The sequence below is a fragment of the Microbacterium sp. Ru50 genome, from assembly GCF_002920555.1.
GTDB classification, from domain to species: Bacteria; Actinomycetota; Actinomycetes; order Actinomycetales; family Microbacteriaceae; genus Microbacterium; species Microbacterium arborescens.
In genome coordinates this window covers 178,767-205,489 of record NZ_PQSV01000001.1, presented here as the reverse complement: position 1 = coordinate 205,489, position 26,723 = coordinate 178,767, and the positions used below count along the sequence as shown (strand labels likewise).

Sequence of the window (26,723 nt, the reverse complement as noted above, 5' to 3'; positions counted from 1 at the left end):
CATAGAGTCGAGGCGTGAAGCGCGTGTTCGGAGCCCTCGTGGTGGCCCTGTTCGCGGCGGCGGCCATCGTGGTCAGCTGGCCGGAGCTCCTCCGGCTCGAACGGGAGTTCCCCTTCGCGCAGCTCGTCGCACTGCGCCCGCTGCTGATCGGCGCATTCGTCGCGATCGCCCTCCTGTTCCTTCTCCTGTCGCTGGGGCGCCGCATCCGTGCGTTCTGCCTCTGGGTCGCCCTCGTCTCGCTCGTGGCCGCGGCGGGCGGCGCCGGCACGCTGGCGCTCCGCGGGCTGGGTGCCGAGACCCTGCCGCCGAAGACGGACGACAGCATCCGGGTCATGACCTGGAACACCGCCGGCCCCGCGACCGATGCCCAGACCATCGCCGAGACGGCGGTGGCCATGCAGGCCGACATCGTCGCCCTGCCCGAGACGACGATGGACACCGGCCGTGCCGTCGCGGTGGCGATGCGCGAGCGCGGTCGCCCGATGTGGGCGCACGTCGACAGCTACGAGGGTCCCGACAGCTGGGACGCCAATTCCACCGCGCTCCTGATCTCGCCCGAGTTGGGCGACTACTCCGTCATCGAGTCCGAAGCCCGCGGCACGACGAACACGACGATCGTCCCGAGTGCGGTCGCGATGCCCGTCGACGGGGACGGACCGGTCGTCGTGGCCGTCCACGCGGTCGCCCCGCGTCCGGACGAGATGGCGAGCTGGCGCAGCGATCTCCAGTGGCTGGCCGACCAGTGCGCGACGGATGACGTCATCATGGCCGGCGACTTCAACGCGACACTCGATCACATGGCGCGGCTCGGCATCGACGACGCCGATCTCGGGCGCTGCCACGACGCCGCCCGCTCGACCGGCAACGGCGGGATCGGCACCTGGCCCACCGACGTGCCCGCTCCCCTGGGAGCGCCGATCGACCACATCATGGCGACCGCGTCGTGGAAGCCGGAGGGGTCGGTCGTCATCTCGTCGCTGGACGACTCGGGCAGCGACCACCGGCCCCTCGTGGTGCAGTACACGCGACGCTGATCCGTGCCCCCGGCCGGTGCCGGGTGCGAGACTGGAGTCATGACCACGAGCGAGACCACGGGAACCGACACGACCGGCACCGCGACGACGGCGTCCGAAGCCCCCGCCGAGAACACCAATCGACGTCAGCCGTTCCCCCGCGGCTTCCTCGACACCATCTCCCAGGGATGGGCGCCGCGAGCCGACGCCCCGACCGCTCCCCGGCAGGCCGCTCCGTTCGCCGCGGCCCGGCGCGAGCGCCTGTCGCACGAGTTCCGAGGCCGGCGCCTGGTCATCCCGGCCGGCTCGCTCAAGCAGCGTTCGAACGACACCGACTACCCCTTCCGCGCGCACTCCGCGTTCTCGCACCTGACGGGCTGGGGCAGCGACGCTGTTCCCGACTCGGTGCTGGTGTTCGAGCCCACCGCCGCCGGCCACGACGTCACGCTCTATCTGCGCGACCGCGCCGACCGGACGACCGCGGAGTTCTACGCCGACGCGTCGGTCGGAGAGTTCTGGATCGGGCCGCGTCCGGCGCTCGACGACGTCGCCGTCGATCTCGGCATCGCGACCGCCCATCTGGCCGATGTCGAGTTGCGCGCAGACGATCTCGTCCTGGAGGCCGATCCCGACCTGACGCGGGCGGTGTCCGAGCTCCGGCTCACGAAGGACGAGTACGAGGTCGAGCAGATGCGCCTCGCTGTCGCCGCCACGGCGCGTGGATTCGACGACATCGTCGCCGACCTCCCCCGCATCATCGCCACCCCGCGGGGCGAGCGTGTCGTCGAGGGTCTGTTCCACCTGCGCGCTCGCACGGACGGCAACGGCGAGGGCTACGACACGATCGCCGCCTCGGGGCCGCACGCCTGCTACCTGCACTGGACGCGCAACGACGGGCCCGTGGTGCCGGGAGACCTGATCCTGATCGACGCCGGCGTCGAGATCGACAGTCTCTACACCGCAGACATCACGCGGACGCTGCCGGTGTCCGGGCGCTTCACCGAGATCCAACGCCGCATCTACGAGACCGTGCGCGAGGCGGCCGACACCGCGTTCGCCGCGGCTCGTCCCGGCGTCACCTTCCGCTCGATCCACGAGGCGGCGATGGCGGTCATCGCGGCGCGCGTCGCCGAATGGGGGCTGCTCCCCGTGACGGCGGACGAGGCGCTCGACGCCGACAACGGCGGCCAGCACCGGCGGTACATGGTGCACGGCACGAGCCACCACCTCGGCATCGACGTGCACGACTGCGCGCAGGCGCGGCGGGAGATGTACTACGACGGCATCCTCGAACCCGGAATGGTGTTCACGATCGAGCCGGGCCTCTACTTCCAGATCGACGATCTGACCGTGCCCGAGGAATATCGCGGCATCGGCGTCCGCATCGAGGACGACATCCTCATGACCGAGAGCGGCCCCGTGAACCTCTCGGCCGACATCCCGCGCACCGCGGACGAGGTGGAGGCCTGGATCGCGCGCTCCGCCTCGTGACCGGCGGGTTCTCGGAGCCGCCCGCGCAGACGACGCGGCCGCTGCTGACCGGCACGTTCGGGATGGCCGCTGCGACCCATTGGACCGCGACCGCGACCGCGCAGGCTGTTCTCGAGCGCGGCGGCAACGCGTTCGACGCCGCGGCCGCGGGCGGGTTCGTGCTGCAGGTCGTCGAGCCTCACCTGAACGGACCCGGCGGCGATCTCGTCGGCCTGTTCCACGCCGCCGGCGACGCGCGGCCCCGCGTGCTCATGGGCCAGGGACCGGCTCCTCGGGAAGCGACGATCGAGCACTATCGCGCCGAGGGCCTCGAGGCCGTTCCCGGCGCCGGCGCCCTCGCGGCCGCAGTGCCGGGCGCGGTCGACGCGTGGCTGGTCCTGTTGCGCGACTACGGCACCTGGGAGCTCGCCGATGTGCTCGCCTTCGCCATCGGCTACGCCCGCGACGGCCATCCGCTGCTCGCGTCGGCCGCGGCCACGATCGAGCGCGTCGCACAGCTCTTCCGCGACGAGTGGCCCTCGTCGGCCGCTCTCTGGCTTCCGGGGGGCAGCGCGCCCCGTGCCGGCGACCTGTTCCGCAACCCCGCGCTCGCGCAGGTCTTCGAGAGTCTGATCGACGCGGGTCGAGGGGCCGCCGACCGGGCCGCACGTGTGGACGCGGCGAGAACCGAATGGAAGACGGGCGTCGTCGCCCAGGCGACGGGCGCGTTCGTCGCCCGACCCCACCGTCATTCCACCGGCGGCCGGCACGCGGGCGTCATCACGGCCGCCGACTTCGCCGCCTTCTCCGCGGGCTACGAACAACCGCTGACGACGGTGTTCCGCGGCCGCACCATCGTCAAGGCCGGCGCGTGGACGCAGGGGCCCGCGCTGCTCGAGGCGCTCGCTCTGCTCGACCCTCTGCCCGACGACCTCATCGATCCCGCGACACCGGAGGGAGCCCACACGATCGTCGAGGCGCTCAAGCTCGCCCTCGCCGACCGTGACGCGCATTTCGGCGACGAAAGCGCGATCTCGGAGATCCTCGACCCCGCCTTCCTGGCCGAGCGTCGCGCACAGCTGCTGCCGGATGCGTCGCACGAGTGGCGTCCGGGCGCCCTCTCGGGCCGCGCTCCCCACCGTCCGCCGCTCATTCGCCCGGACGGGACGAGCGTCGCCGGCACAGGCGAACCGACGGTCGGCCGCGCCGGTCAGACCCGCGGCGACACCTGCCACATCGACGTCGTCGACCGGTGGGGCAACATCATCGCGGTGACGCCGTCCGGAGGCTGGCTGCAGTCCTCCCCCGCGATCCCGGAGCTCGGGTTCGCGCTCGGCACACGTCTGCAGATGACCTGGCTCGACGAGACGTCGCCCGCCGCGCTGCGACCGGGCGCACGCCCGCGCACGACGCTCTCTCCGACCCTCGTGATGACGGGCGACCGTACCGACATCGCGATGGGAACCCCCGGAGGCGACCAGCAGGACCAGTGGCAGCTGCCGATGCTGCTGCGGATGCTGGTCGGCGGTTGGGACGCGCAGTCGGCGATCGACGCCCCGACACTGCACACCACCGCGATGATCGACTCCTTCTGGCCCCGCACCTGGACGCCCGCCGGTGTCGTGATGGAGGACCGTCTCGGCGACGACGTGGCCGCCGGGCTCCGCTCCCGCGGCCACGACGTCACTCAGGTCGGGCCCTGGAGCCTCGGACGTCTCTCGGCCGTCGGCATCGACCGGGGCCGCGGGCTCTTGTGGGCGGCGGCGAACCCGCGCGGGATGCAGGGCTACGCGGCCGGACGGTGACCCGGTCGTCCGCCGTCAGGCGGACACGCGGCGGAGGCATCGGGGCACGATGAGCTCGGCCGTGCTCGCCCCGATCTCCTCGGCGTCGAGTCTTCGCCCGGAGACCTCGAACGAATGGCGCGCGCCCTCGACCCAGAGCAGCTCGGCGTCGGTGCACGTCGACACGATCGCCTCGAGATCGGCGGCCGGTTGCACGAACGGATCGCGGGTGCCGGACACGAACAGCTGCGGCGCCGCGACCGCGGGCAGGTGGTCGGCACGCGGACGATCGGGCCGGCCGGGCGGATGCAGCGGGTACCCGAGATAGACCAGGAGCGCGGGATCGATCGCCCCGGTCGCCGCCGCCATCGACGCCATGCGACCGCCGTACGACTTCCCCGCCGCCACGATGGGCACACCGGGATGCGCGTCGGCGATCGCTCGGAAGACGGCCGTCCAGGACGCGAGCGCGTCGGTCACGGAGCCGGGAAGCCGGCGACCCGCGACGATGTAGGGAAACGGGAAGCGGACGACATCGACCCCGGCCGCAGCGCCGACTCGGGCGAACCCTTCGAGGAACGGGTGCGCGGGTCCCGCGCCCGCGCCATGAGCGAGGATCATCACCGCACGCGCGCCGTCCGCGCGGTCATGCAGCAGCGGCAGCTCGACGGTCCCGGCCGCGACGTCGACCGAAACCGCGTCGATCATCAGCGCGGGTCGCTCGCCGGCGGCTCGGGCGCGCCCGGAGCCTGCGGACCGGGGGCCTCGCCACCGGGCACCGGCCCCACCGCGGGCGGGAGCGGTGCGTCGACCGGTCCGGGCGCCGGCGATCCCGACGGCGGACCCGCGGGAGTGCCACTGGGCGCCGCCGGCCCGGGGGCGGGGCGGTCTCCCGTCGGGGCGGGCACGGGGTCGATCCGCTCACCGTAGCGGGGTGGTCCGTCCGGCACGGCGGTCGTCGGCGTCGCGGGACGGGCCGGGGCGACGTTCAGCGCACCGCGGGCGCGATGGATGCTGCTCGCCTGCACCGTCACCTCGTAGTGGTCGGCGACGACCTGCGTGACCGACGCGAAGTCGCGCCGGCGCCGGACGAGCGCGAACATCACGAGGCTCATCATCATGCCGATGGCCACGCCGACGAGCATCACGCCGAGGAAGAGCTGTATCGCGGCGTCGGGAGTCCCGAAGACGAAGATGAGCGAGAAGATCAACCCCAGGAGGATGCCGTTGATCGCGCCGGTCCGCGCTGCGGTCGCGTAGCCGAGACGACCCGTGACCGTCTCGACCGACCGCAGACCATAGCCGACGATCGCGATCTCACGTGCCGGGATGTCGGCGGAGATGAGTGTCGACACCGCCTTCTGCGCAGCCTCGTACGACGCGTACTCGGCGACCTTCTCACCTGTGACCGCGGGCGTCCCGCCCATCATGCTCATTCCGTCATTGTGTCACGGGCCACCTTCGCGGTCGCCGACTACGCTGGAGCGGTGAGTACGCAGAGGGTTTTCGTCGCGCGCCTGGTCGGGTGCGTCGTGTTCGATCCCGCCGGCGACCGTCTCGGCAAGGTCCGCGACGTGGTCGTGATCTTCCGCAAATCGGACCCTCCGCGCGTCATCGGTCTCGTCGTCGAGATCCCCGGCCGACGCAACGTCTTCCTCTCCATCGGCCGGGTGACCTCGATCGCGACCGGTCAGGTGATCACCACCGGGCTCATCAACGTCCGGCGCTTCCAGCAGCGCGGCGGCGAGGTGCGGGTCATGGCCGAACTCCTCGGTCGCAAGGTCTACCTCCGCGACGGGTCGGGCGGCGCCGTCATCGAGGACGTCGCGATCGAGCGGAACCGGCTCGGCGAGTGGGACATCGGTCAGCTCTTCCTCCGCCGACCGAAGACGAGCGCGTCGCCCTTCGCCAAGGGACCGACGACCTTCGCATCGTGGGGGGACGTGCGCGAGGACCAGTCCTCCGGCGCCGCCCAGTCGGCCGAGCAGCTGGTCGCGACCTACTCCGAACTCAAGCCCGCAGACCTCGCCAACACCCTGCTCGATCTCCCCGAGGAGCGACTTCTCGAAGTCGCCGAAGAGCTTCCCGACGAGCGTCTCGCGGACGCGCTGGAGGAGATGCCCGAGGACGAACAGGTGCACATCCTCGAACGGCTCGGCGACGAGCGCGCCGCCGACATCCTCGACGCCATGGAGCCCGACGACGCGGCCGACCTGCTCGGTCAGTTGCCGGAGGGCCGCATCGAGCAGCTCCTCGACCTCATGGAGCCCGAAGAGGCCGAGGACGTGCGTGCCCTGCTCGAGTACGGACCCGACACCGCGGGTGGCCTCATGACGAGCGATCCGATCGTGCTGTCCGCCGAGGCGACGGTCGCCGAGGCGCTCGCGCTCATCCGCCGGCACGAGCTGCATCCGGCCCTGGCAGCATCCGTCTTCGTCACGCTCCCCCCGTACGAGACGCCGACGGGCCGGCTGCTGGGCACGGTGCACTTCCAGCGGATGCTGCGCTATCCCCCGCATGAGCGGCTCGGAGCCATCATCGACGACACCGTCGACCCGGTCGCCGCCTCGTCCTCGGCTGCGGAGGTCGCGCGTATGCTCGCCAGCTACAACCTGGTCTCGGTTCCCGTCGTCGACCAGGCCCGGCGCCTCGTCGGCGTCGTGAGCGTCGACGACGTTCTCGATCATCTGCTCCCGGACGACTGGCGGTCACAGGACGTCGAGCCGCAGGATGCCGCCGCGATGCGGGGGCGGCGCTGATGGCCCGCGCATCGAAGACGCCCTCGCTCGAGGCGCCCCGCGGGCGGCGGAGCGGTGTGAGCGGCGTGCTGGGACCGCGCACGTCGCAGCCCTCGCGCGACCGTTTCGGTCGCTTCACCGAGTGGATCGCCCGCGCGATGGGGACACCTGGCTTCCTCGTCGCGCTGTCGCTGTTCTGCGCCGCGTGGCTCGCGTGGAACACGTTGATGCCGGTCGAACTGCGCTTCGACTCCGCTGCCAACGGCTTCACCGCCCTGACGTTGATGCTCTCACTGCAGGCGTCGTACGCGGCGCCCCTGATCCTGCTCGCCCAGAACCGTCAAGACGACCGCGACCGCGTGCAGATCGAGCAGGACCGCCAGCGCGCCGAGCGGAACCTCGCTGATACCGAATACCTCGCGCGCGAGGTCGTGGCCCTCCGCATGGCGATCTCGGACCTGACCGACGGGCTCGTCACGAAGGAGACCCTGCGCGCCGAGCTCCGGACCGCACTCGACCGCCTCGAGTCGGACGAGCGACCGGACTCGCGATGAGCACCGACGGCGTCCGCGCGGCCGTGGCCGCGGTGCGGGACCCCGAGCTTCGCAAACCGCTCGGCGAGCTCGACATGGTGCGCGCCATCGCGGTGGAGGGCGGCCACGCCCGCGTCGGCATCGCCCTGACGATCGTCGGCTGCCCGGCAGCGGACCGGATCGAGCGAGATGTGCGGGAGGCGGCGCTCTCGGCCCCGGGCATCGAAGAGGTGACGGTCGAGGTCGGCGTGATGACCCCGGCCGAGCGGGCGGCGCTCACAGAGCGACTGCGCGGCGGGAGAGCGGCGCGGGAGAACCCGTTCGGACCCGACTCCCTCACGCGCGTGATCGCCGTCACGAGCGGCAAGGGCGGCGTCGGCAAGTCGACCCTCACGGCCAACCTCGCCGTCGCCCTCGCTCAGCGGGGCCTCGCCGTCGGACTGATCGACGCAGACGTGCACGGCTTCTCCATTCCCGCCCTGCTGGGTCTCGTCGACACGGACGGGCTGCCGCCCCAGCCGACGCGTATCGACGGGCTCATGATCCCGCCCATCGCCCACGACGTGCGGACGATCTCGATCGGCATGTTCCTTCCGCGCGACCAGAAGGCCCCGGGCGCGGTCGCCTGGCGCGGGCCGATGCTGCACCGCACGGTCTCGCAGTTTCTCACCGATGTGTTCTTCGGCGACATCGACGTGCTCCTCATCGACATGCCTCCCGGTACCGGCGACGTCGCCATCAGCGTCGGACAGTTGCTCCCCCACGCCGACGTCGTGGTCGTGACCACTCCGCAGGCGGCTGCGGCCGACGTCGCTGTCCGGAGCGGCCTGGTCGCACGCCAGACCGGTCAGCGGGTCATCGGGGTCATCGAGAACATGTCGGCCATGACCCTTCCCGACGGCACAGCACTCGATCTCTTCGGAAGCGGCGGCGGGATGCGCGTCGCCGAAGCCCTGTCGGCGGAGCAACAGGTGCCGTTGCTCGGCTCGGTGCCGCTCAGCCCCCACCTGCGCGGCGACGCAGACGACGGGGTGCCCGTCGTCGTCGCGCACCCCGACGATCCGGCCGCCGCGGCCATCATCGGGATCGCCGACAGCATCGGACGCGGCGGCCGCGATCTCAGTGGTCGCCCGCTGCCCCTGCGCGTGGGCTGATCGGGCCGATCACGTCGCCTCGTCGTCGAAGGGGACGGCCGCGCCGCGCTCGAAGCGCATCGCCGCCTCGCCCGCGGCATCCATCCCGACCGCGGTCGCGGTGCTGATGGCAGCGCCCGCTGCGGCGGCGCGCACCGTGGGAACGGGAGCGTCCTCGAGAAGCGCATCGCGGATGATGCGACGCGGGTCGTACTGACGCGGATCGAGCTTGCGCCACTCGACGTCGGAGAAGTCCTCACCCATCTCGTCCTTGACGCGGTCCTTCGCGCCGTTGACCCAGTCCCGAGCCCGCACCGTGAAACGGGCGAGCGTCTCGGCCAGCCGCGGCAGGCGTTCGGGGCCGAGGAGGAGAACCGCCGCAAGACCGATGATGAGGAGCTTGTCCCAATCGAGGCCGAACGACATGCCCCCAGATTACCCGTGCGCCTCAGCGGTGGGAGCCATCCGCACGCCTACGCTGGAACCAGGAGGAATGCATGGGTGATCAGGAAGCGATCCGCAGGTTCGCGATGGAGGCGACGGTGGAGCCCGAGCACATCGCTCGCGCGCGTGCACACGCCCTCGAGATCGGCGCGGCCCCGATCAGCCCTCCGGTGGGCGCGCAGTGCGCCGTGCTCGCCGCCGCCACCGGGGCGCTCAACATCGTGGAGATCGGCACCGGCGGCGGGGTCTCGGCGCTGTGGCTGCTCCACGGGTCGCCCCGCGCCACGCTCACCACGATCGACATCGAGCCGGAGCACCTCGCCGTCGCTCGGCAGTCCTTCACCGAGGCGAGGATCCCGCCGGCTCGCGCGCGCTTCATCACCGGCCGGGCGGCGGATGTGCTGCCGCGGATGAACGAGGCGTCGTACGACATCGTGCTCGTGGATGCGGATGCCGAGGGTGTCATCGAATACGTCGAGCACGGGCTCCGGCTCGTCCGGCCGGGCGGGATGGTTCTCGTTCCGCGTGTACTCGCCGGCGGCGCCGTCGCCGACCCGGTCCGGCGCGACGACGTCACGCGCGCGTACCGATCCCTCATCCACGAGACGCAGTCGTCTCCGGCTGTCCTGGGCGCGCTCTCGATCGTCGGTGAGGGCCTGCTGCAGCTCACGACGGCGGCCTCCGCCTGACCCCTCGATTTCACTCATACGTACGAAACGGCCGGCCCCATCGGGACCGGCCGTTTCGCGTGGCATCGTCGTCAGGCGGCGCCGACGACTCCGCTCAGCACGCTGTGGAGTTCCTTGGCCTCTTCATCATTGACCGAGACGACCAGACGCCCTCCGCCTTCGAGGGGGACACGCACGATGATCAGGCGCCCCTCCTTCACGGCCTCCATCGGTCCGTCTCCGGTTCGCGGCTTCATGGCTGCCATCGCGGCTCCCTTTCGTCATGAGGACTACCTGAAGAGTTTATCGTGCAGCGCGGCCACGACGCGGACACGGCCTCAGGGAATCTGAGCGAAGGTGCTTCCGAGGGCATACATCGTGTAGATCCACCACCATTGCGCGGCTGTTCCGATCAGCAGCACACCGATGCGCCACCACCGTGCGCGAGGCAGCGCGACCGCGCCCCAGAGCGGGGACAGCGGAACGAGGAGCCGGAAGGTGCTCGACTGCGGGAAGAACACCGCGAGCAGATACAGCAGGTACGCACCCGCCCAGAGCCGGATCGGCACACCCAGCCGCCGCACCCGTCGGTCGGCGATGAGAAGCAGCGCGGCGACGGCGACGATCGTCGCGAGTCCGACGAGGCACACCCACGCCGGCACGCCCCAGATACGCGACCACAGCACCGCCGCCTGCACCGTGCCGTCGAAGGGCACGAAGCCGCCGTGGTCGCCGATCCAGGAGCGTCGCCACGCGAGCTCGGTCTGCAGGTACGCGTCCGGCTCGCCCGTGACCACGCCCGTGATGACGGGCCATACGAGCCCGCATCCGGCGGCGAGCAGCCCCCCGGCCACGATGTGGCCGATCTCGCGCGGCGGCAGGTCGTCGTGCGCGCGCCGCGTCCAGCGCCAGATCCCGTAGACGGCCAACATCAGCGCGAAGGCGAGGACTCCCGGGCGGGTGAAAGCCATGAGCGGGATCCACAGATACAGCCACCACCAGCGACGGCGCTCGACCGCGAGCAGAGCGAGGAGCAGCCAGAGCTGGAAGAGCGACTCGGCGTAGCCGAGCTGGAACAGCGCGGCCATAGGGCCGGCGAAGCTGAAGAAGACCACCGCCCACATCGCGGCGGCTCGGCCGATGCGTCGCCTCAGCAGAGCGAACAGGACGAGACACGCCAGGTAGCCCGCTGCTGCCGACACAAGCGGCGCGGCGACCGGGAACCCGCCCACCACCCAGCCCACGACCCCGGTGATGACGGGGTACACGGGCATGAACGCCCAGGGGTTCTGGGCGACGTCGCCTGCGGCGTCGAGCGGCAGTTCAGTGGGATACCCGCTGAACGCGATGAGCCAGTACCACTGAGCATCCCACCCCATCGTCAGGGTGCCGAGCGACGCGTCGGCGCCGAAGCGAGACTCCGGCCCGCTCAGCGCAGCCGCGCCGAGCAGGAAGGCCGTCGTCACCGCACGCGAGGCGAGATAGACGAGTGCGATCGCGGCGGCAGGCTGCAGCGCGATCGCGCCCCGGCGCAGCGACCTCATGCCCTCGGGGTCACCTGACCGACAGCCAGGCGCGCAGGCCGCGCTCGACGGCATCGATCTGCGCGATGGGCACCCGCTCCTGGTCGTGGTGCGCGAGCGAGGGGTCGCCTGGGCCGTAGTTGACGGCCGGCACACCGAGCGCTGAGAACCGCGCGACATCGGTCCAGCCGTACTTGGGCCGCGGCTCGGCACCCACCGCGGCGACGAACTCCTGTGCGAGCGGCGCGTCGAGCCCCGGGCGCGCCCCGCCGGCCAGGTCGACGACCTCCACCTCGAAACCGCTGAAGAAGTCGCGGACGATCTCGACCGCCTCGTCGGGGGTCCGGCTCGGCGCGAATCGGTAGTTGACCTCGACCTCGCACAGGTCGGGTATGACGTTGCCCGCGATGCCGCCGGAGATCCTCACCGCGTTCAGGCCCTCGCGATAGACGAGGCCCTCGACCTCGACATCCGCGGGCGTATGGTCGGCGAGACGCTGCAGGATCGGGGCCGCATGGTGGATCGCGTTGTCGCCGATCCACGCGCGCGCGCTGTGCGAACGCACCCCGTGCGTTCGCACGATCGCGCGGAGGTTGCCGTTGCATCCGCCCTCGACCTGGCCGTTGGACGGCTCGCCGAGGATCGCGAAGTCGCCCGCGAACAGGTCGGGTCGATTCGCCGCCAGCCGCGTGAGGCCGTTGAGCTCCGCAGCGACCTCCTCGTGGTCGTACCACATCCATGTGATGTCCACCCACGGATCGGTGAGTTCCGCGGCGAGCTTCAGCTGCACGGCGACGCCCGCCTTCATGTCGACGGTGCCTCTCCCCCACAGGTACGCCTCCCCGTCCTCGACGACCTCGCGCACGGGAAGATTCGCGTTGACGGGCACCGTGTCGATGTGGCCGGCGATGACGACGCGCTGCGCACGGCCGAGCTGCGTGCGCGCGACGATCGTGTCACCGTCGCGCACGACCTCGAGGTGCGCCAACGGCGATACGGCGGCGAAGATCGCGTCGGCGAGGGTGGTCTCATCGTCCGACACGCTCGGGATGTCGCACACGGCCCGGGTCAGATCGGCGCTGGAGACGGTCAGATCGAGCTCAGGCATGCCGCCGATTCTAACCGCGACGACCACACCGATAACCTGGAGGCATGAGCGAACGGTGGGCATGGGGCGTGGGACTCGCGACCTCGAGCAGCGATGGCACGACACTCGACACCTGGTTCCCAGAGCCCGCGCTCGGAACGCCCGCCGCCACGGAATCGGCAGCGGCCATGGTCACCTGGGCCCCGATGGCCGCGGACGACGAGCGTCGCGGCGTCACGCTCGAGGCCGTGACGGTCTCGATCGATCTCGACGCCGCGCCCGCCTCGACGCCCGACGCGTACCTGCGCCTGCACGTCATCTCCCACCGTCTCGCGGCCCCGAACACCGTCAACCTCGACGGGATCTTCGGGCACCTGCCGATCGTGGCGTGGACGACCGCTGGCCCGATGCACCCGGACGAAGCCACCCGCCGCCGCCCGCTGCTCCAGCGTGACGGCATCCAGGTGCACGGTCTCGACAAGTTCCCGCGCCTGCTGGATTATGTGACACCTCCGGGCGTGCGCATCGCCGACGCCTCCCGCGTACGACTCGGAGCGCACCTCGCGCCGGGGACGACCGTGATGCACGAGGGCTTCGTCAACTTCAACGCGGGTACGCTGGGCGCCTCGATGGTCGAGGGCCGCATCTCGCAGGGCGTCGTCGTGGGCGACGGCAGCGACATCGGGGGCGGCGCATCCATCATGGGCACGCTGTCCGGCGGCGGCAGCCACCGGGTGTCGATCGGTCGCCGCACGCTGCTCGGCGCCAACGCCGGAATCGGCATCTCGCTCGGCGACGACTGCGTCGTCGAGGCCGGCCTGTACGTCACCGCGGGCTCGAAGATCGTGCTGGCGGACGAGCCCGCCACGGCCTCGGGCGCGCGCCCGACCGTCAAGGGCGCGGAGCTCTCCGGCCGCGACGGCATCCTCTTCCGCCGCAACTCGCTGACGGGTGCCGTCGAGGCCGTCCGCCGAGCAGGAGTTGGTGTCACCCTCAATGAGGCCCTGCACGCCTGACCGCATCGCGAGGCCTGCGGGTCGGCTCAGAGCAGCAGGACCGAGAGCAGCCCGCCCCAGAGGCAGACGGCGGCGAGGATCCCGAGGCTGTACCAGATCGACGCCCGCAGGATCTCCGATTCGCGTCCGGCGAGCCCCACGGCACCCGCGGCGATCGCGATCGACTGCGGTGAGATGACCTTCGCCGCGGTGCCGCCGGCGGTGTTCGCGGCCACCAGCAGCGCGGGATCGACCGCGATCTGCTCCGCCGTGGCGACCTGAAGCGGCGCGAACAGCGTGTTGTTGTTGACGACCGACCCCGTGAGGAAGACCCCGATCCAGCCGATGATGGGAGCGAGGAGCGGGAAGAGCGGCCCCACCGCCGCGAGTGCCGTCCCCATCGAAGCCGAGCCTCCCGAATAGTTGGCGATGTTGGCGAGGACGAGGATGATCGCGATCAGCAGCAGTGCCCGCCAGAGACCGCGCACCGTCTCCGCCAGCGTCCAGACCAGGTCACCCGCGCGCAGGCGCGGCGTCGTCCAGAACGACACGAGCACCGCCAGCAGGATCGCCGTCCCCGTCGCATTGACGGGCGTGAAGCTCCATGTGGCCGTGACGACATCACCGCCGGGAGTCTGCACGCTGCCGGTGAGCCCAGGCATCGGAACCGCGAACACCAGGGCGGACAGCGGCCCGCCCGCTGCGAACAGGTTCTTGAACACCGGGAGGCTCCAGACGAGGATGACCGCCGTCAGGATGTAGAACGGGCTCCATGCCGCGATCACCTCCCGCAGAGTCGCGTGGTGCTGCTCGGGCTCGGGCGCGCCGACCTCGCGGTGAACCCGGCGGGGCTGCCACACCCGCCCCAGAAGGAAGAGCGCGACCATCGCGGCGAGTCCCGCGCCGAGGTCGGCGAGCTCGGGTCCGAGGAACCACAGCACGCCCGCCTGCACACCGCTGAAGACGATGGTGACGAGCAGCGTGGCAGGCCAGGTCTCGCGCAGCCCGCGCACCCCGTCGAGGATGATCACGAGAAGGAACGGGATGAGCACCGTCAGCGGCTGCAGTACGAGCACCATCGCACGGGAGAGCTCCTGCACCTCGAGTCCGCTGACCTGGGCGCCCACGATGACGGGGATTCCGATGGCGCCGTAAGCCCCGGCGGCCGCGTTGGCGACGAGGGAGATCATGGCCGCCCGCAGGGGCCGGAACCCGAGCTGGACCAGGAGGGCCGCGCAGATGGCGATCGGCACACCGAAACCGGCCGCCCCCTCGAGGAAGGCGCCGAAGGCGAAGCTGATGAGAAGCACCTGGATCCGCTGGTCCGTCGAGATACCGCCGATCGAAGAACGGATCACGTCGAACCGCCCGCTCGCGACCGCGAGCTTGTAGAGCCAGACCGCCATCACGATGATGTAGGCGATCGGCCAGACGGCGTTGAGCAGACCGAGCAGTCCGGCACCCCCGACCGCGGTGAGCGGCATCCCGAATCCCAGTGCGGCGACGAGCAGCTGCGCGATGAGAGCGATGAGACCGGCGAGCAGACCGCTGAGGCGGAACCCGACCAGCGCGACGAGGAAGACGACGATGGGGATAGCGGCGACCAGCGCCGACAGCACGAGCGATCCGAGCGGATCCGTCGTCTGCACCCACATGCGTCGCTCCCCTGCTCGTCCGTCGCGGCCCACCCTAGACCGGCCCGAAGACGCGCGCGAGGGGGGCGTATGCTCGCGTCAGGAGGTGGCGCGATGGCCGATGACCGTTTGCCGAAGAAGGTGTACGAAGCCGAGCTGCGGAGGCTCCAGGCGCAGCTCGTCGACATGCAGGCCTGGGTCCAGGCCACCGGGGCGCGCATCGTCGTGATCTTCGAGGGGAGGGACGCCGCGGGCAAGGGATCGACGATCAAACGGGTCACCGAATATCTCAACCCGCGCGTCGCGCGCATCGTCGCCCTCCCCGCGCCGACCGAGCGTGAGCGCTCGCAGTGGTACTTCCAGCGGTACGTGGCGCACCTCCCGGCCGCCGGTGAGATCGTCCTCATGGACCGGTCCTGGTACAACCGCGCCGGGGTCGAGCGTGTCATGGGCTACTGCACGAACGAGGAGTACCACCGGTTCCTCCACCAGGCGCCGATCTTCGAGCGCATGCTCGTCGAGGACGGCATCCTGCTGCTGAAGTACTGGTTCAGCGTCTCGGACGTCGAGCAGGAGAAGCGGTTCCGCTCGCGCAACGAAGACCCGATGCGGCGGTGGAAGCTCTCCCCCAACGACGTGCTGTCGATCACGAAGTGGGAGGACTACTCGCGCGCGAAGGACACGATGTTCGTCCACACCGACATTCCGGAGGCGCGCTGGCACGAGGTCGACAACGAGGACAAGCGCCGGGGCCGGATCAACATGATCCACCACCTGCTCGGACAGATCCCGTACGAGGTCGTCGAGCGACCCGAGATCGAGATCCCGCCGCGACCACCGTCCGGAGGATACGACCGGCCGCCGCAGCAGCTCGACGGATACGTGCCCGACTACGCCGCGACGCTGACCGAGAAGTGACACGCGGAGTGCCGGGTTCGGCGGCACCGTAGACCGCCGCGGCCGGACCGCGACCGCAAACGAGAGGCCGGCGCGTCGCTGTGACGTGCCGGCCTTTCGTATGCGTCGAGCGCTGCCTCAGGAGGTCGGGTAGTCCCGCTCCGCCGAGCCGACGTACAGCTGCTGCGGACGGCCGATCTTCGTCTGCGGGTCGTTCTGCATCTCGCGCCAGTGCGCGAGCCAGCCGGGCAGCCGGCCGATAGCGAACAGCGGCGTGAACATCCGGGTCGGGAAGCCCATCGCCTTGTAGATGACGCCGGTGTAGAAGTCGACGTTGGGGTACAGGCGACGCTCGCGGAAGTAGTCGTCGCTCAGGGCGATCTCCTCGAGCTCCTTCGCGAGGTCGAGGAGCGGATCGACGACGCCGAGTTCGTTGAGGACCTCGTCCGCCGACTCCTTGACGAGCTTCGCGCGCGGGTCGTAGTTCTTGTAGACGCGGTGCCCGAAGCCCATGAGCTTCACACCGTCCTCCTTGTTCTTGACGCGGGCCACGAAACGCTCGACGCTCTCGCCGGAGTCGCGGATGCGCGCCAGCATGTCGAGGACCGCCTCGTTCGCCCCGCCGTGGAGCGGACCGTAGAGGGCGTTGATGCCGGCCGAGATCGAGGAGAACTGGTTCGCACCAGTGGATCCCACCAGGCGGACCGTCGAGGTGGATGCGTTCTGCTCGTGGTCCTCGTGCAGGATCAGCAGACGCTCGAGCGCGCGCGAGACGACCGGGTTAACCTCGTAGTTCTCGGCCAGGACGCCGAAGTTCAGGCGCAGGAAGTTGTCGACGAAACTCAGCGAGTTGTCGGGATACAGGAAGGCCTGTCCGACGCTCTTCTTGTGCGCGTACGCGGCGATCACCGGCAGCTTCGCCAGCAGCCGGATCGTGTTGAGCTCGACGTGCTCGGGGTTGTTCGGATCGGACTGGTCCTCGTAGTACGTCGACAGGGCTGCCGTTGCCGCTGAGAGCACCGACATCGGGTGCGCGGTGTGGGGCAACGACGAGAAGAACCGCTTCAGGTCTTCGTGCAGCAGCGTGTGACGACGGATGCGGTCGTCGAAGTCGGCCAGCTCGTCTGCCGTCGGCAGGTCGCCATAGAGCAGGAGCCACGCCACTTCGAGGTAGGTCGAGTGCTTGGCGATCTGCTCGATCGGGTATCCGCGGTAGCGCAGGATGCCCTGGTCGCCGTCGATATAGGTGATGGCGGACCGTGTGGCCGCGGTGTTGACGAAGCCGTAATCGAGGCTCGTGTGCCCCGTCTGCTTCGTGAACGTCGAGAAGTCGACGCTCGGAACTCCGTCGGTTCCTTGCAGCACCGGCAATTCGGCGGTGCGGTCACCGATGGTGACGGTGGCCTTCTGCGGGGTGCCCGTGTCGTTCACGAAGCCTCCTTGCGATCGTCCGGTGCGGTCATTACAGCCTATCGGGCGCACGGGCCTACTCCGTACGGCGCCAAAGGATCAGCGGATCGGTAGGGGGAAACCTACGAACCCGCGAGGCGCGCTGCAGCGGCTTCGATCCGCTCCTGCGACGCCGTGAGGGAAAAACGCACATGCTGCGGGAAATGTGCTCCGTAGAAGTGGCCCGGACCGGCCAGGATGCCGAGCTCGGCCAGCCGGTCGAGCGTCTGCCAGGAATCCTCACCGGCCGTCGCCCACAGATAGAGGCCGGCCTCGCTGTGATCGATGCGGAAGCCCGCCCGCTCGAGCGCGGGCCGCAGGACATCGCGACGGCGACGGTACAGGTCCTTCTGTCGCGCGACGTGGTCGTCGTCGCCGAGCGCGGCGGCCATGGCGTGCTGCACGGGCAGCGGCAGCATGAGGCCCAGGTGCTTGCGCGCCGTCAGCAGCCTCGCGACGATCGTCGCGTCTCCGGCGAGGAACGCGGCGCGGTAGCCCGCCAGGTTCGACTGCTTGCTGAGCGAGTAGACCGAGAGCAGGCCCGTGACGTCGCCGCCGGTGACGCGCGGGTCGAGGATGCTGGGGACGGCCTCGTGCGCCCAGGATCCGTCCCACCCGAGCTCGGCGTAGCACTCGTCCGAGACGACGACGGCACCGAGTTCGTGGGCGCGGGCCACCATCTGCCGGAGCGCCGCGACGTCGAGAACGCGACCGTCGGGGTTGCCCGGTGAGTTGACCCACACCAGCCGCGTGCCCACCGGGAAGTCGGCGGGGTCGTCCGCCGCCACCGGCGTCGCTCCGACGAGACGCGCTCCGACCTCGTAGGTCGGGTAGGCGGCACGCGGATGCACGACGACATCCCCCGCACCGAGGCCGAGGAGCAGCGGCAGGAGAGCGACGAGCTCCTTCGACCCGATCGTCGGCAGCACGTTCTCGGGCGCCAGACCCGTCACACCCCGGCGGCGCTCGTACCACCGCACGATCGCCTCCCGGAGCGCGGGGGTGCCGACGGTCTGCGGGTAAGCGTGCGCGTCGGTCGCTTCGCGCAGTGCGCGGGCGACGATCTCAGGTGTCGGGTCGACCGGCGACCCGATGGACAGGTCGACGATGCCGTCCGGGTGGCGGCGAGCCTTCTCGGCGTAGGGCGCGACGGCGTCCCAGGGGTAATCGGCGAGGTCGTTGACGCTCAATGCCCCTCCCCCTGCGGCGGCAGCGCGGCCACGAGGGGGTGATCTTTCGCGATGACGCCGACCTTCGCGGCACCACCCGGCGAGCCGAGGTCGTCGAAGAACTCGACGTTCGCGGTGTAGTAGTCCTGCCACTCGTCCGGCAGGTCGTCTTCGTAGTAGATCGCCTCGACCGGGCACACCGGCTCGCATGCGCCGCAGTCGACGCATTCATCCGGGTGGATGTAGAGCGAGCGCTCGCCCTCGTAGATGCAGTCCACGGGGCATTCGTCGATGCAGGCGCGGTCCTTCACGTCCACGCACGGGAGGGCGATCACATAAGTCACACGACGAGTCTAGTTCGTGCGATCGGGGGCGGCCGCCGCGCGCACGCCCGCGAATGAGGGCCAGCCCACGACGATGGCCACCATGATCGGCACAGCGAACGTCCAGATCAGGCCCGTGCTCAGCTGGCCGTCCGGCGGAGCCGGTACCACGACCGAGCCGCCGGGTCCTCGTCCCGAGAAGACGACCGTCGCCACGAGGGCTCCGAGCCCGCAGGCAAGCGCCGTCCAACGGTCGCTCGTGAGCAGCCGCAGCCCCGCGACGAGGGCCGTGATGCCGGATATCGCGACGATCAGCCCGACGGGAAGCGCGCCCCACACGTACGCCTGGGTGATGGTCCCGGCGACACCGTAGACGCCGCCCGCGATCGCCGCGACAAGCCACCCCGCCGCGCGGGACCAGGTCTGATTCACCGGGCCAGTCTAGGTTGCCCAGCCCCAGGCCCGAAGCGCCGCCGCCACCAGGGCGGCCACCGCGACCACGACGAGGAACGGCGCGCGCAGCGCGAGCAGGACGGCGGCCGCCGCGACGGCGGGTACGCGCGCGTCCACGACGATCGCAGCTCCCGCCCCGAGGGTCTGGACGACGACGAGGGCGGACAGCAGGGCGATCGTCAACTGGTCGATGATGCGCTGTGCGCGCTCCCCGTCGAACCAGCGCGGGGGCAGGAGGTAGCCAAGCGCCTTGAGCGCCACGCAGATGATCGACGCGACGAGGATGCCGGTCCACGGGGTCATGGCTTCTCCCCCGCCGTCATGGCCTCGTCGTCGACCCGCGGCGGCCGTCGACCGGGCAGTGCCGCGGCGACCACGATCGCCACGGCGCCGGCGATGAGCACCGGGATCCCGGGCATCGTGAGCGGCGTCGCCACGCCGGCCACCACGCCTGCGGCGACCCCCACGGCCACCGCCTCGACCCGGCGCAGCCTCGGCCACAGCAGCGCGAGGAACGCCGCCGCTGCGGCCGCGTCGAGCCCGTAGGCGCGAGGATCGCCGAGGACGTCGCCGAGCAGCGCACCGAGGAGGGTGAAGAGGTTCCACCCGACGTAGATGCCGATTCCGGTCACCCAGAAGCCGATGCGGCGTGCCCGAGCGCTCGACTGCGCGAGGGCGACGGCCGTCGATTCGTCGATCGTGAACGGGAACGCGGTCAGACGCCGCGCGATGCTCCCGCCGACGACCGGGGCCATCCGCAGCCCGTACGCGACGTTCCGCACGCCGAGCAGCGCCGCGGACGCTATGGCCGCGGGCAACGCGCCCCAGCCGCCCGTCGCGATGACCCCGACGAACGCGAACTGCGATCCCCCCGTGAACATCAGAAGGCTGAGGACGCAGGTCTGCCAGACGTCGAGGCCCGCGGCGACTCCGAGCGCACCGAACGACACGCCGTAGGCGCTCGTCGCGACCGATACGCCGATTCCATCGCGCCACGCGCGCCGCGTCGCGGCATCCTGCTCCATCACCCCCGATGCTATCGATGCGCCGAGGCGGAGACCGACACGAACGCCACGACCCCGGATGCCGAGATCGGCGCTCCGGGGTCGTGGGCGGGTTCCGCGAGGGAGGTCAGGCGTTGGCGTCCTGACGCTTCGCGCGCGAGGCGGCACGGCCGCGCTCGGTCGCATCGAGCACGACCTTGCGGATGCGCACCTTCTCGGGGGTGACCTCCACGCACTCGTCGTCGCGCGCGAACTCGAGCGACTCCTCCAGCGTCAGCACACGCGGGGGCGTCATCGACTCGAAGGAGTCCGAGGTCGACGAACGCATGTTCGTCAGCTTCTTCTCCTTCGTGATGTTGACGTCCATGTCGTCGGCGCGCGAGTTCTCACCGATGACCATGCCCTCGTAGACCTCTTCGGTGGGCTGGACGAAGAAGCTCATGCGCTCCTGCAGGGCGATCATCGCGAAGGGGGTGACGACGCCGGAGCGGTCGGCGACGATCGAGCCGTTCTGACGCGTCGAGATCGCTCCCGCCCACTCGTCGTAGCCGTGCGAGATCGCGTTGGCGATACCGGTACCGCGCGTGATCGTCAGGAACTCGCTGCGGAAGCCGATGAGCCCGCGCGACGGGACGACGAACTCCATGCGCACCCAGCCGGTGCCGTGGTTGGTCATGGTGTCCATGCGACCCTTGCGAGCCGCCATCAGCTGCGTGATCGCGCCGAGGTGCTCCTCGGGGGCGTCGATCGTCAGGTGCTCGAACGGCTCGGTCAGCTTGCCGTTCTCGTCGCGACGCGTCACGACCTGAGGCTTGCCGACGGTGAGCTCGAAGCCCTCGCGCCGCATGTTCTCGACGAGGATCGCGAGGGCGAGCTCGCCGCGGCCCTGCACCTCCCAAGCGTCGGGGCGCCCGATGTCGACGACCTTGAGCGAGACGTTGCCGATGAGCTCGCGGTCGAGACGGTCCTTGACCATGCGCGCGGTGAGCTTGTGGCCCTTCACCTTGCCCATCAGCGGCGACGTGTTGGTGCCGATCGTCATCGAGATCGCGGGGTCGTCGACGGTGATCGCCGGGAGAGGACGGACATCCTCGGGGTCGGCGATCGTCTCACCGATCGTGATGTCTTCGATACCCGCGATCGCGACGATGTCGCCGGGGCCCGCCGACTCGGCCGGGAAACGATCCAGCGCCTTCGTCTTGAGGAGCTCGGTGATACGCGCGTTCGAGTGGGAACCGTCGTGGCGCACCCACGCGACCGTCTGGCCCTTCTTCAGCGTGCCGTTGAAGACGCGCAGCAGCGCGAGGCGGCCGAGGAAGGGACTCGAGTCGAGGTTGGTCACCCAGGCCTGCAGCGGCGCCTCGTCGTCATAGGACGGCGCCGGAACGTGCTCGAGGATCGCCTCGAAGAGCGGCTCGAGGTCCTCGTTGTCGGGGAGCTCGCCGTTGTCGGGACGGTTGCGCGACGCCGCGCCCGCGCGGCCCGAGGCGTACACGACGGGCACGTCGAGCAGCGCGTCGACGTCGAGGTCGGGCACATCGTCGACGAGGTCGCCGGCGAGCCCCAGCAGCAGGTCGTGAGCCTCCTCCTCGACCTCCGCGATGCGCGCGTCGGGGCGGTCGGTCTTGTTGACGAGCAGGATGACGGGGAGCTTCGCCTCGAGCGCCTTGCGCAGCACGAAGCGGGTCTGCGGCAGCGGGCCCTCCGATGCGTCGACGAGCAGCACAACGCCGTCGACCATAGACAGGCCGCGCTCGACCTCTCCGCCGAAGTCGGCGTGACCCGGGGTGTCGATGACGTTGATCGTCACCGGCACGTCGGTGTGGACGCCGTTGTAGGTGATCGCCGTGTTCTTGGCGAGGATCGTGATGCCCTTCTCGCGCTCGAGATCGTTCGAGTCCATGGCACGTTCCTCAACGTGCGCGTGGTCGCCGAACGAGCCGGTCTGGCGGAGCATGGCATCGACGAGCGTCGTCTTGCCGTGGTCGACGTGCGCGACGATCGCGACGTTGCGGAGGTCAGGACGAAGGGCATGCGCCATGAAGGGGGTCCTCAGGATGAAGGGAAAACGTCGGGATGCCGACGGGACAGTTTAACGCAGGCGCCCTGCGAGTTCGCGGGGCGCCTGCGAGGAGGTCGGAATCCGAGCCTCAGGATGCGTCGAGCGCGGCCCGGCGTTCCTCGCGGCGGCGGCGCTGCTCGATCGGATCCGGGACCGGGGACGCGGCCAGCAGTTCCCGGGTGTAGGCCTCGCGGGGCTGCAGCAGGACGCGCGACGTCGACCCCTGCTCGACCGTTCGCCCCGACTTGAGCACGAGGATCTGGTCCGACAGCTGGTCGACGACGGCGAGGTCATGACTGACGAGGATGCAGGCGAACGAGTACGTCTCCTGCAGCTCCTTCAGCATGTCGAGCACGGCGGCCTGGACCGACACGTCGAGCGCCGACGTCGGCTCGTCGGCGACGAAGAGCTTCGGCCGCAGCGTGAGCGCCCGCGCGATCGAGACGCGCTGACGCTGACCACCCGACAGCTCGTGCGGGTACCGCTCGAGCACGTCGCGCGGCAGCCGCACGGCGTCGAGCAGCTCGCGGGCCCGATCGAGCCGCTCCGCCTTGGTGCCGACACGGTGAATGGCCATCGGCTCGATGATGCAGTCGCCGATCGGGAACCGCGGGTCGAGGGATGCCGCAGGGTCCTGGAAGACGACGCCGATGTCGCGCCGCACGTTCTTCGCCTTGCGCCCGCGCAGCTTCGCGAGGTCCCGTCCGCCGAGACTCAGCGTCCCGTCCGCGACCGGCATCAGCCCGAGCACGGCGCGCGCGATCGTCGACTTGCCCGAACCGGACTCGCCGACGATACCGAGGACTTCGCCGGCGGCGAGGTCGAACGAGACGTCCTCGACAGCGCGGAAGGTCTTGCCGCGCCCGGCGTACTCGAGGACGAGTCCCTTCGCCTCCAGCACCACGTCGCGCGTGGCGCCGCCTGCGGCTCGAGTGGTGAGCTCGGGCTCGAGGCGGGGAACGGCGGCGAGGAGCTTCTTCGTGTAGGGATGCTGGGGCCGGGTGAGGACGTCCTCCACGTCGCCGACCTCGACCAGGTCACCGCGGTACATCACCGCGACGCGGTCGGCGATGTCCGCGACGACGCCCATGTTGTGCGTGATCAGCAGGATGCCCGCATCGCGGTGGTCCTTCAGACGCCGCAGCAGATCGAGGATCTCGGCCTGGACCGTGACGTCGAGAGCGGTGGTCGGCTCGTCCGCGATGATGACCTTCGGATCGAGAGCGATCGCCATCGCGATGACGATGCGCTGACGCTGGCCTCCCGAGAACTGGTGCGGGTACTGCTTGATGCGCCGCTCCGGCTCGGGGATGCCCACGTCACGCAACAGGCCGATGGACCGGTCACGCGCGTCCTCGCCGTACGCGACGTCGTGGAGCTCGAAGATCTCGGTGAGCTGACGCTCGATCGTCAGCACCGGGTTCAGCGCCGTCATCGGCTCCTGGAAGATCATCGCGATCTCGCTGGCGCGGAGCTTGCGCATCCGCTCATTCGGAAGCCCGATCACCTCGGTCTCGCCGACCGTGATGGATCCCCGGGTGATGGCGTTCTCGGCCAGAAGACCCATCGCGGCCAGCGAGGTCACCGACTTGCCGGAACCCGACTCGCCGACCACAGCCACGACCTCGCCGGGGCGCACCTCGAGCGAGATGCCCTTGACAGCGTCGACGTCGCCCGAGCCGGTGAGGAACGTGACCGAAAGGTCGGTGAATTTCAGTGCGGTACGCGTGGCGGTGACGCTCATGCGCGGTTCCTCCTCTTGATCTCGCGACGCACGCTGCGCGACTGGCGCGGGTCGTACGCGTCGCGGATGCCGTCGCCCAGGAAGTTGATGGACAGGGCGATCGCGAGGATCATCATGCCCGGCCACCAGAACAGCCACGGTCTGCTGGTGAAGCTGCCCTGGTACTGACTGATCAGGAGGCCCAACGAGGTCTCCGGGGGGACGACGCCGAATCCGAGGTACGACAGCGAGCTCTCGAGCAGGATGGCGCCCGCAATGGCGAACGTCGCGTTGACCGCGATGACGCCCACGACGTTCGGCATGAGGTGGCGGAAGATGATGCGTGCTCCCCCGGCACCCGAGGCACGAGCTGCGAGGACAAAGTCGCGCTCGCGCAGCGACAGCACCTCGCCGCGCACGAGGCGGGCGAGTCCCGTCCACGTCAGCAACGAGAGCATGAACGCCAGCACGATCGGGTTCTTGCCGATGTTCCCCGCGATCTGACCCACGACGGCCGCGAGGGCGAGCAGCGGGATCACGATGAACAGATCGGTGATGCGCATCAGGACCGAGTCGACCCAGCCGCGGTAGTAGCCCGCGACCGCGCCGATGACGCTTCCGATGACGGTGGACGAGATGCCGAGTACGAGACCGAGCAGGATCGATCGCTGCGTACCCATCATCGTCAGCGCGAAGAAGTCCTTGCCGGTGTTCTCCTGGCCGAACGGATGCTCGCCGATCCGGATGCCGTCGCCGCCGAGCCACTCGGGAATCAGGCTCAGCGTCGGGGCGCCCCCGTTGACGACGTCGCCCGCGGCGCGGTAGTCGTGGGGCCACCATCCCGGGATGCCGAAGAAGCCCACCGAGGTGAAGCTCAAGAGCGTCAGGAAGATCAGGATCACCGCGGAGATCGTCGCCGCGCGGTGCCGCAGGAAGCGCCCCCACACGATGCGGGCCTGTGAGCGGGGTGCGGCGGTGCTCTTCGCGAGCGCAGCGTCCTCGGCCTCCGCGACCGAGAGGACCGACGTCGTGGTCGGCACGTTGTCGTTCGGGTTCGTCATACTCGGATCCTCGGGTCGATGACGGCGTAGAAGATGTCCGCCAGCATGTTGAAGACGATCGCGGCGAGGCCGGTCACGAGGAAGAAGGCCATCACGGGATTCGGGTCGACTTCGCGCAGCCCTGTCGCGAACAGGTCGCCCATGCCCTTCCATCCGAAGACCTGCTCCGTGACCACGGCACCGCCGATGAGTCCGGCGAAGTCGAACGCCGCGATGGTCGCGATCGGGATGAGGGCGTTGCGGAACGCGTGGCGGAAGATGACCAGCCGCTCGGGAACGCCCTTCGCCCGCGCCGTGCGGATGAAGTCCTGGTTGCCCACCTCGAGCATCGATGTCCGCGTGTAGCGGCTGTACGACGCCAACGAGATGACGGTCAGCAGCAGCGTCGGCAGCAGCATCTGCGTGCCGATGTCGAGGAAGGTCTGCCAGAACGTCCCATCGAAGTTCGGCGTCTGCGCGCCGATCGTCGAGATGGGGCGCGGCTTGCGCTGCAGGAACGACGGCCACACGCGGAAGAGCGAGTCCACGACCGTCAGGAGGGCACCGCCGAAGATCGTGACGAATGCGACGACCGTAGCCGGCCCCCGGAAACGCCCGCCGAAGAACCGCCCGATGAGGAACGGCACGATCATCGCCAGCAGCGCACCGCCGGCGAGGATGCCCCAGTTCATGTAGTAGATGAACACGTTCGTCAGCGCCAGGTGCATGACGACGACGAGTCCCGCGCTGGCCAGACCGATGACGAGCACCCGCCTGTTGTGCAGCCCCACCGACGCCACCGTCGCGCTGAGTGCGAGCAGGACAGTGAGCACGGCCACGCCGATGATGGTGAGGCGCGGCTCGCGGAACGCGTTGGTCGCCAGCATGAGGGGCAGCGCTGCCCCCAGGACCGCGGCGGTGACGGCGAAGGTGATCGCCCGCCGCTTCAGCGAGCCGCCGCCGAGCACCTGCACGACGAACCCGATGACGACGGCGATCAGGATGATCTGTGTCGGCGTCAGCTCCGGATCGCGGATCCAGTCGTTGTACCCGATCGCGAGGTACTCCTTGAAGAGCACCGCAGCCCAGAAGACGGGCAGCGAGAAGAAGAGGAACGTGAGGAACGTGACGGCGTAGTCCAGGCCCGAGTACTGCCGGATGGCGGTGATGATGCCGATCGCGACACCGATGATCAGCGCCAGGATCGTGGCGAGCAGGACGAGCCTCAGCGTCGAGGCCGCTGCCTGTCCCACGAGCGTGGAGACCTCGACGCCCTGTCGGGTGAGTCCGAGGTCGCACTGCCCGATGAAGCACTTGCTCGCACCCAGGAGCCAGGTGAGGTAGCGCTGGAACCAGGGCTGGTCGAGGTTCATGTATTCGATACGCCGAGCGATCAACTGCTCGCGGTTGTCCGCGTTGCTCTCTCGCAGGTCGGCGAGCGGGTCGCCGGAGTTGATCGTCAGGACGTACATCAAGAGGGATGCGGCGAGCATGATGCCCACCGCTGCCGCCAGACGGCGGATGATGAATTTCAGCACGGAAGTCGAGGTCCCTTGGTCGTACGCGGGGCACACGTGTGCC

At 70.0% G+C, this 26,723-nt stretch carries 26 protein-coding genes; 9 read left to right on the top strand and 17 right to left on the bottom strand.

Features of this window, described 5'->3' with window-relative positions; translation table 11 throughout:
* Positions 1-14 precede the first annotated feature (14 nt).
* The 3 genes from C3481_RS00910 to C3481_RS00900 all read left to right on the top strand — a co-directional run bounded on the left by C3481_RS00910 (position 15) and on the right by C3481_RS00900 (position 4,288).
* On the top strand, positions 15-1,034 hold the full coding sequence (locus C3481_RS00910; RefSeq protein ID WP_103840454.1) for an endonuclease/exonuclease/phosphatase family protein: 1,020 nt from the start codon (positions 15-17) through the stop codon (positions 1,032-1,034).
* A gap of 39 nt (positions 1,035-1,073) precedes the next feature.
* On the top strand, positions 1,074-2,504 hold the full coding sequence (locus C3481_RS00905; protein ID WP_023950547.1) for an aminopeptidase P family protein: 1,431 nt from the start codon (positions 1,074-1,076) through the stop codon (positions 2,502-2,504).
* Between the two features lie 62 nt (positions 2,505-2,566).
* Positions 2,567-4,288, top strand: a complete 1,722-nt coding sequence (locus tag C3481_RS00900) for a gamma-glutamyltransferase family protein (protein ID WP_103841940.1) — start codon at positions 2,567-2,569, stop codon at positions 4,286-4,288.
* A gap of 15 nt (positions 4,289-4,303) precedes the next feature.
* Here C3481_RS00900 and C3481_RS00895 read toward each other — a convergent pair whose 3' ends face one another.
* Together C3481_RS00895 and C3481_RS00890 are read right to left on the bottom strand one after the other, a co-directional pair.
* On the bottom strand, positions 4,304-4,975 hold the full coding sequence (locus C3481_RS00895; protein ID WP_103840452.1) for an alpha/beta family hydrolase: 672 nt from the start codon (positions 4,973-4,975) through the stop codon (positions 4,304-4,306).
* The gene (locus C3481_RS00890) at positions 4,975-5,703 is read right to left on the bottom strand and encodes a general stress protein (RefSeq protein WP_103840450.1); all 729 of its coding nucleotides are present in this window, start codon (positions 5,701-5,703) and stop codon (positions 4,975-4,977) included. The genes C3481_RS00895 and C3481_RS00890 overlap by 1 nt, the downstream gene beginning before the upstream one ends.
* A gap of 51 nt (positions 5,704-5,754) precedes the next feature.
* Between C3481_RS00890 and C3481_RS00885 the strand changes: the two genes are divergently transcribed.
* From C3481_RS00885 to C3481_RS00875, 3 genes are read left to right on the top strand one after another with little or no spacing between them, the layout of a single operon-like run.
* Positions 5,755-7,026 carry a magnesium transporter MgtE N-terminal domain-containing protein gene (locus tag C3481_RS00885; protein WP_064956763.1) on the top strand — a complete coding sequence of 424 codons (1,272 nt, stop codon included), beginning with the start codon at positions 5,755-5,757 and terminating at the stop codon, positions 7,024-7,026.
* Complete coding sequence (locus C3481_RS00880; protein ID WP_023950537.1) at positions 7,026-7,559, top strand: DUF1003 domain-containing protein; 534 nt, start codon at positions 7,026-7,028, stop codon at positions 7,557-7,559. The genes C3481_RS00885 and C3481_RS00880 overlap by 1 nt, the downstream gene beginning before the upstream one ends.
* Entirely contained in the window at positions 7,556-8,692 is a 1,137-nt protein-coding gene (locus C3481_RS00875) for an Mrp/NBP35 family ATP-binding protein (RefSeq protein ID WP_103840448.1), read from the top strand. Before C3481_RS00880 ends, C3481_RS00875 begins: the two co-directional genes overlap by 4 nt.
* A gap of 9 nt (positions 8,693-8,701) precedes the next feature.
* On the opposite strand, the gene C3481_RS00870 is transcribed toward C3481_RS00875, so the two are convergent.
* Positions 8,702-9,097 carry a Sec-independent protein secretion pathway component gene (locus tag C3481_RS00870; RefSeq protein ID WP_023950532.1) on the bottom strand — a complete coding sequence of 132 codons (396 nt, stop codon included), beginning with the start codon at positions 9,095-9,097 and terminating at the stop codon, positions 8,702-8,704.
* Positions 9,098-9,168: 71 nt separating this feature from the next.
* On the opposite strand from C3481_RS00870, the gene C3481_RS00865 reads away from it, so the two are divergent.
* Complete coding sequence (locus C3481_RS00865; protein WP_023950530.1) at positions 9,169-9,804, top strand: O-methyltransferase; 636 nt, start codon at positions 9,169-9,171, stop codon at positions 9,802-9,804.
* Between the two features lie 71 nt (positions 9,805-9,875).
* Here the strand turns inward: C3481_RS00865 and C3481_RS00860 are convergent, their stop codons facing one another.
* The 3 genes from C3481_RS00860 to dapE all read right to left on the bottom strand — a co-directional run bounded on the left by C3481_RS00860 (position 9,876) and on the right by dapE (position 12,414).
* Complete coding sequence (locus C3481_RS00860) at positions 9,876-10,049, bottom strand: DUF3117 domain-containing protein (RefSeq protein ID WP_023950528.1); 174 nt, start codon at positions 10,047-10,049, stop codon at positions 9,876-9,878.
* Between the two features lie 72 nt (positions 10,050-10,121).
* Positions 10,122-11,327: a hypothetical protein gene (locus C3481_RS00855; RefSeq protein WP_103840446.1), complete on the bottom strand. Its 1,206-nt coding sequence runs from the start codon at positions 11,325-11,327 to the stop codon at positions 10,122-10,124.
* Between the two features lie 10 nt (positions 11,328-11,337).
* Complete coding sequence (gene dapE / locus C3481_RS00850; RefSeq protein ID WP_103840444.1) at positions 11,338-12,414, bottom strand: succinyl-diaminopimelate desuccinylase; 1,077 nt, start codon at positions 12,412-12,414, stop codon at positions 11,338-11,340.
* Positions 12,415-12,458: 44 nt separating this feature from the next.
* On the opposite strand from dapE, the gene dapD reads away from it, so the two are divergent.
* On the top strand, positions 12,459-13,409 hold the full coding sequence (gene dapD / locus C3481_RS00845; protein ID WP_023950522.1) for a 2,3,4,5-tetrahydropyridine-2,6-dicarboxylate N-succinyltransferase: 951 nt from the start codon (positions 12,459-12,461) through the stop codon (positions 13,407-13,409).
* Between the two features lie 26 nt (positions 13,410-13,435).
* Here the strand turns inward: dapD and C3481_RS00840 are convergent, their stop codons facing one another.
* On the bottom strand, positions 13,436-15,043 hold the full coding sequence (locus tag C3481_RS00840; protein ID WP_023950520.1) for an L-lactate permease: 1,608 nt from the start codon (positions 15,041-15,043) through the stop codon (positions 13,436-13,438).
* 93 nt (positions 15,044-15,136) lie between these two features.
* Between C3481_RS00840 and ppk2 the strand changes: the two genes are divergently transcribed.
* The gene (gene ppk2, locus C3481_RS00835) at positions 15,137-15,940 is read left to right on the top strand and encodes a polyphosphate kinase 2 (RefSeq protein ID WP_023950518.1); all 804 of its coding nucleotides are present in this window, start codon (positions 15,137-15,139) and stop codon (positions 15,938-15,940) included.
* Between the two features lie 117 nt (positions 15,941-16,057).
* On the opposite strand, the gene C3481_RS00830 is transcribed toward ppk2, so the two are convergent.
* From C3481_RS00830 to C3481_RS00785, 10 genes are all read right to left on the bottom strand, one after another.
* The gene (locus tag C3481_RS00830) at positions 16,058-17,350 is read right to left on the bottom strand and encodes a citrate synthase (protein ID WP_023950516.1); all 1,293 of its coding nucleotides are present in this window, start codon (positions 17,348-17,350) and stop codon (positions 16,058-16,060) included.
* Between the two features lie 101 nt (positions 17,351-17,451).
* Positions 17,452-18,558: a succinyldiaminopimelate transaminase gene (gene dapC, locus C3481_RS00825; RefSeq protein WP_103840442.1), complete on the bottom strand. Its 1,107-nt coding sequence runs from the start codon at positions 18,556-18,558 to the stop codon at positions 17,452-17,454.
* Positions 18,555-18,881: a ferredoxin gene (gene fdxA / locus C3481_RS00820; protein ID WP_023950512.1), complete on the bottom strand. Its 327-nt coding sequence runs from the start codon at positions 18,879-18,881 to the stop codon at positions 18,555-18,557. The genes dapC and fdxA overlap by 4 nt, the downstream gene beginning before the upstream one ends.
* A 9-nt stretch (positions 18,882-18,890) precedes the next feature.
* Positions 18,891-19,292 (bottom strand): hypothetical protein, encoded by a 402-nt coding sequence (locus C3481_RS00815; protein ID WP_023950510.1) that lies wholly within the window; start codon positions 19,290-19,292, stop codon positions 18,891-18,893.
* Positions 19,293-19,301: 9 nt separating this feature from the next.
* Positions 19,302-19,616 carry an AzlD domain-containing protein gene (locus tag C3481_RS00810; RefSeq protein WP_088379996.1) on the bottom strand — a complete coding sequence of 105 codons (315 nt, stop codon included), beginning with the start codon at positions 19,614-19,616 and terminating at the stop codon, positions 19,302-19,304.
* Entirely contained in the window at positions 19,613-20,338 is a 726-nt protein-coding gene (locus C3481_RS00805; RefSeq protein ID WP_103840440.1) for an AzlC family ABC transporter permease, read from the bottom strand. Before C3481_RS00805 ends, C3481_RS00810 begins: the two co-directional genes overlap by 4 nt.
* A gap of 106 nt (positions 20,339-20,444) precedes the next feature.
* A complete protein-coding gene (gene typA, locus C3481_RS00800; protein ID WP_023950506.1) occupies positions 20,445-22,358 on the bottom strand; it encodes a translational GTPase TypA in 1,914 nt (637 codons plus the stop codon).
* A 109-nt stretch (positions 22,359-22,467) separates the two neighbouring features.
* Positions 22,468-24,123 (bottom strand): ABC transporter ATP-binding protein, encoded by a 1,656-nt coding sequence (locus tag C3481_RS00795; RefSeq protein ID WP_103840438.1) that lies wholly within the window; start codon positions 24,121-24,123, stop codon positions 22,468-22,470.
* The gene (locus C3481_RS00790) at positions 24,120-25,163 is read right to left on the bottom strand and encodes an ABC transporter permease (protein ID WP_064956512.1); all 1,044 of its coding nucleotides are present in this window, start codon (positions 25,161-25,163) and stop codon (positions 24,120-24,122) included. The genes C3481_RS00795 and C3481_RS00790 overlap by 4 nt, the downstream gene beginning before the upstream one ends.
* A complete protein-coding gene (locus tag C3481_RS00785) occupies positions 25,160-26,680 on the bottom strand; it encodes an ABC transporter permease (protein ID WP_023950503.1) in 1,521 nt (506 codons plus the stop codon). The genes C3481_RS00790 and C3481_RS00785 overlap by 4 nt, the downstream gene beginning before the upstream one ends.
* Between the last annotated feature and the right edge of the window lie 43 nt (positions 26,681-26,723).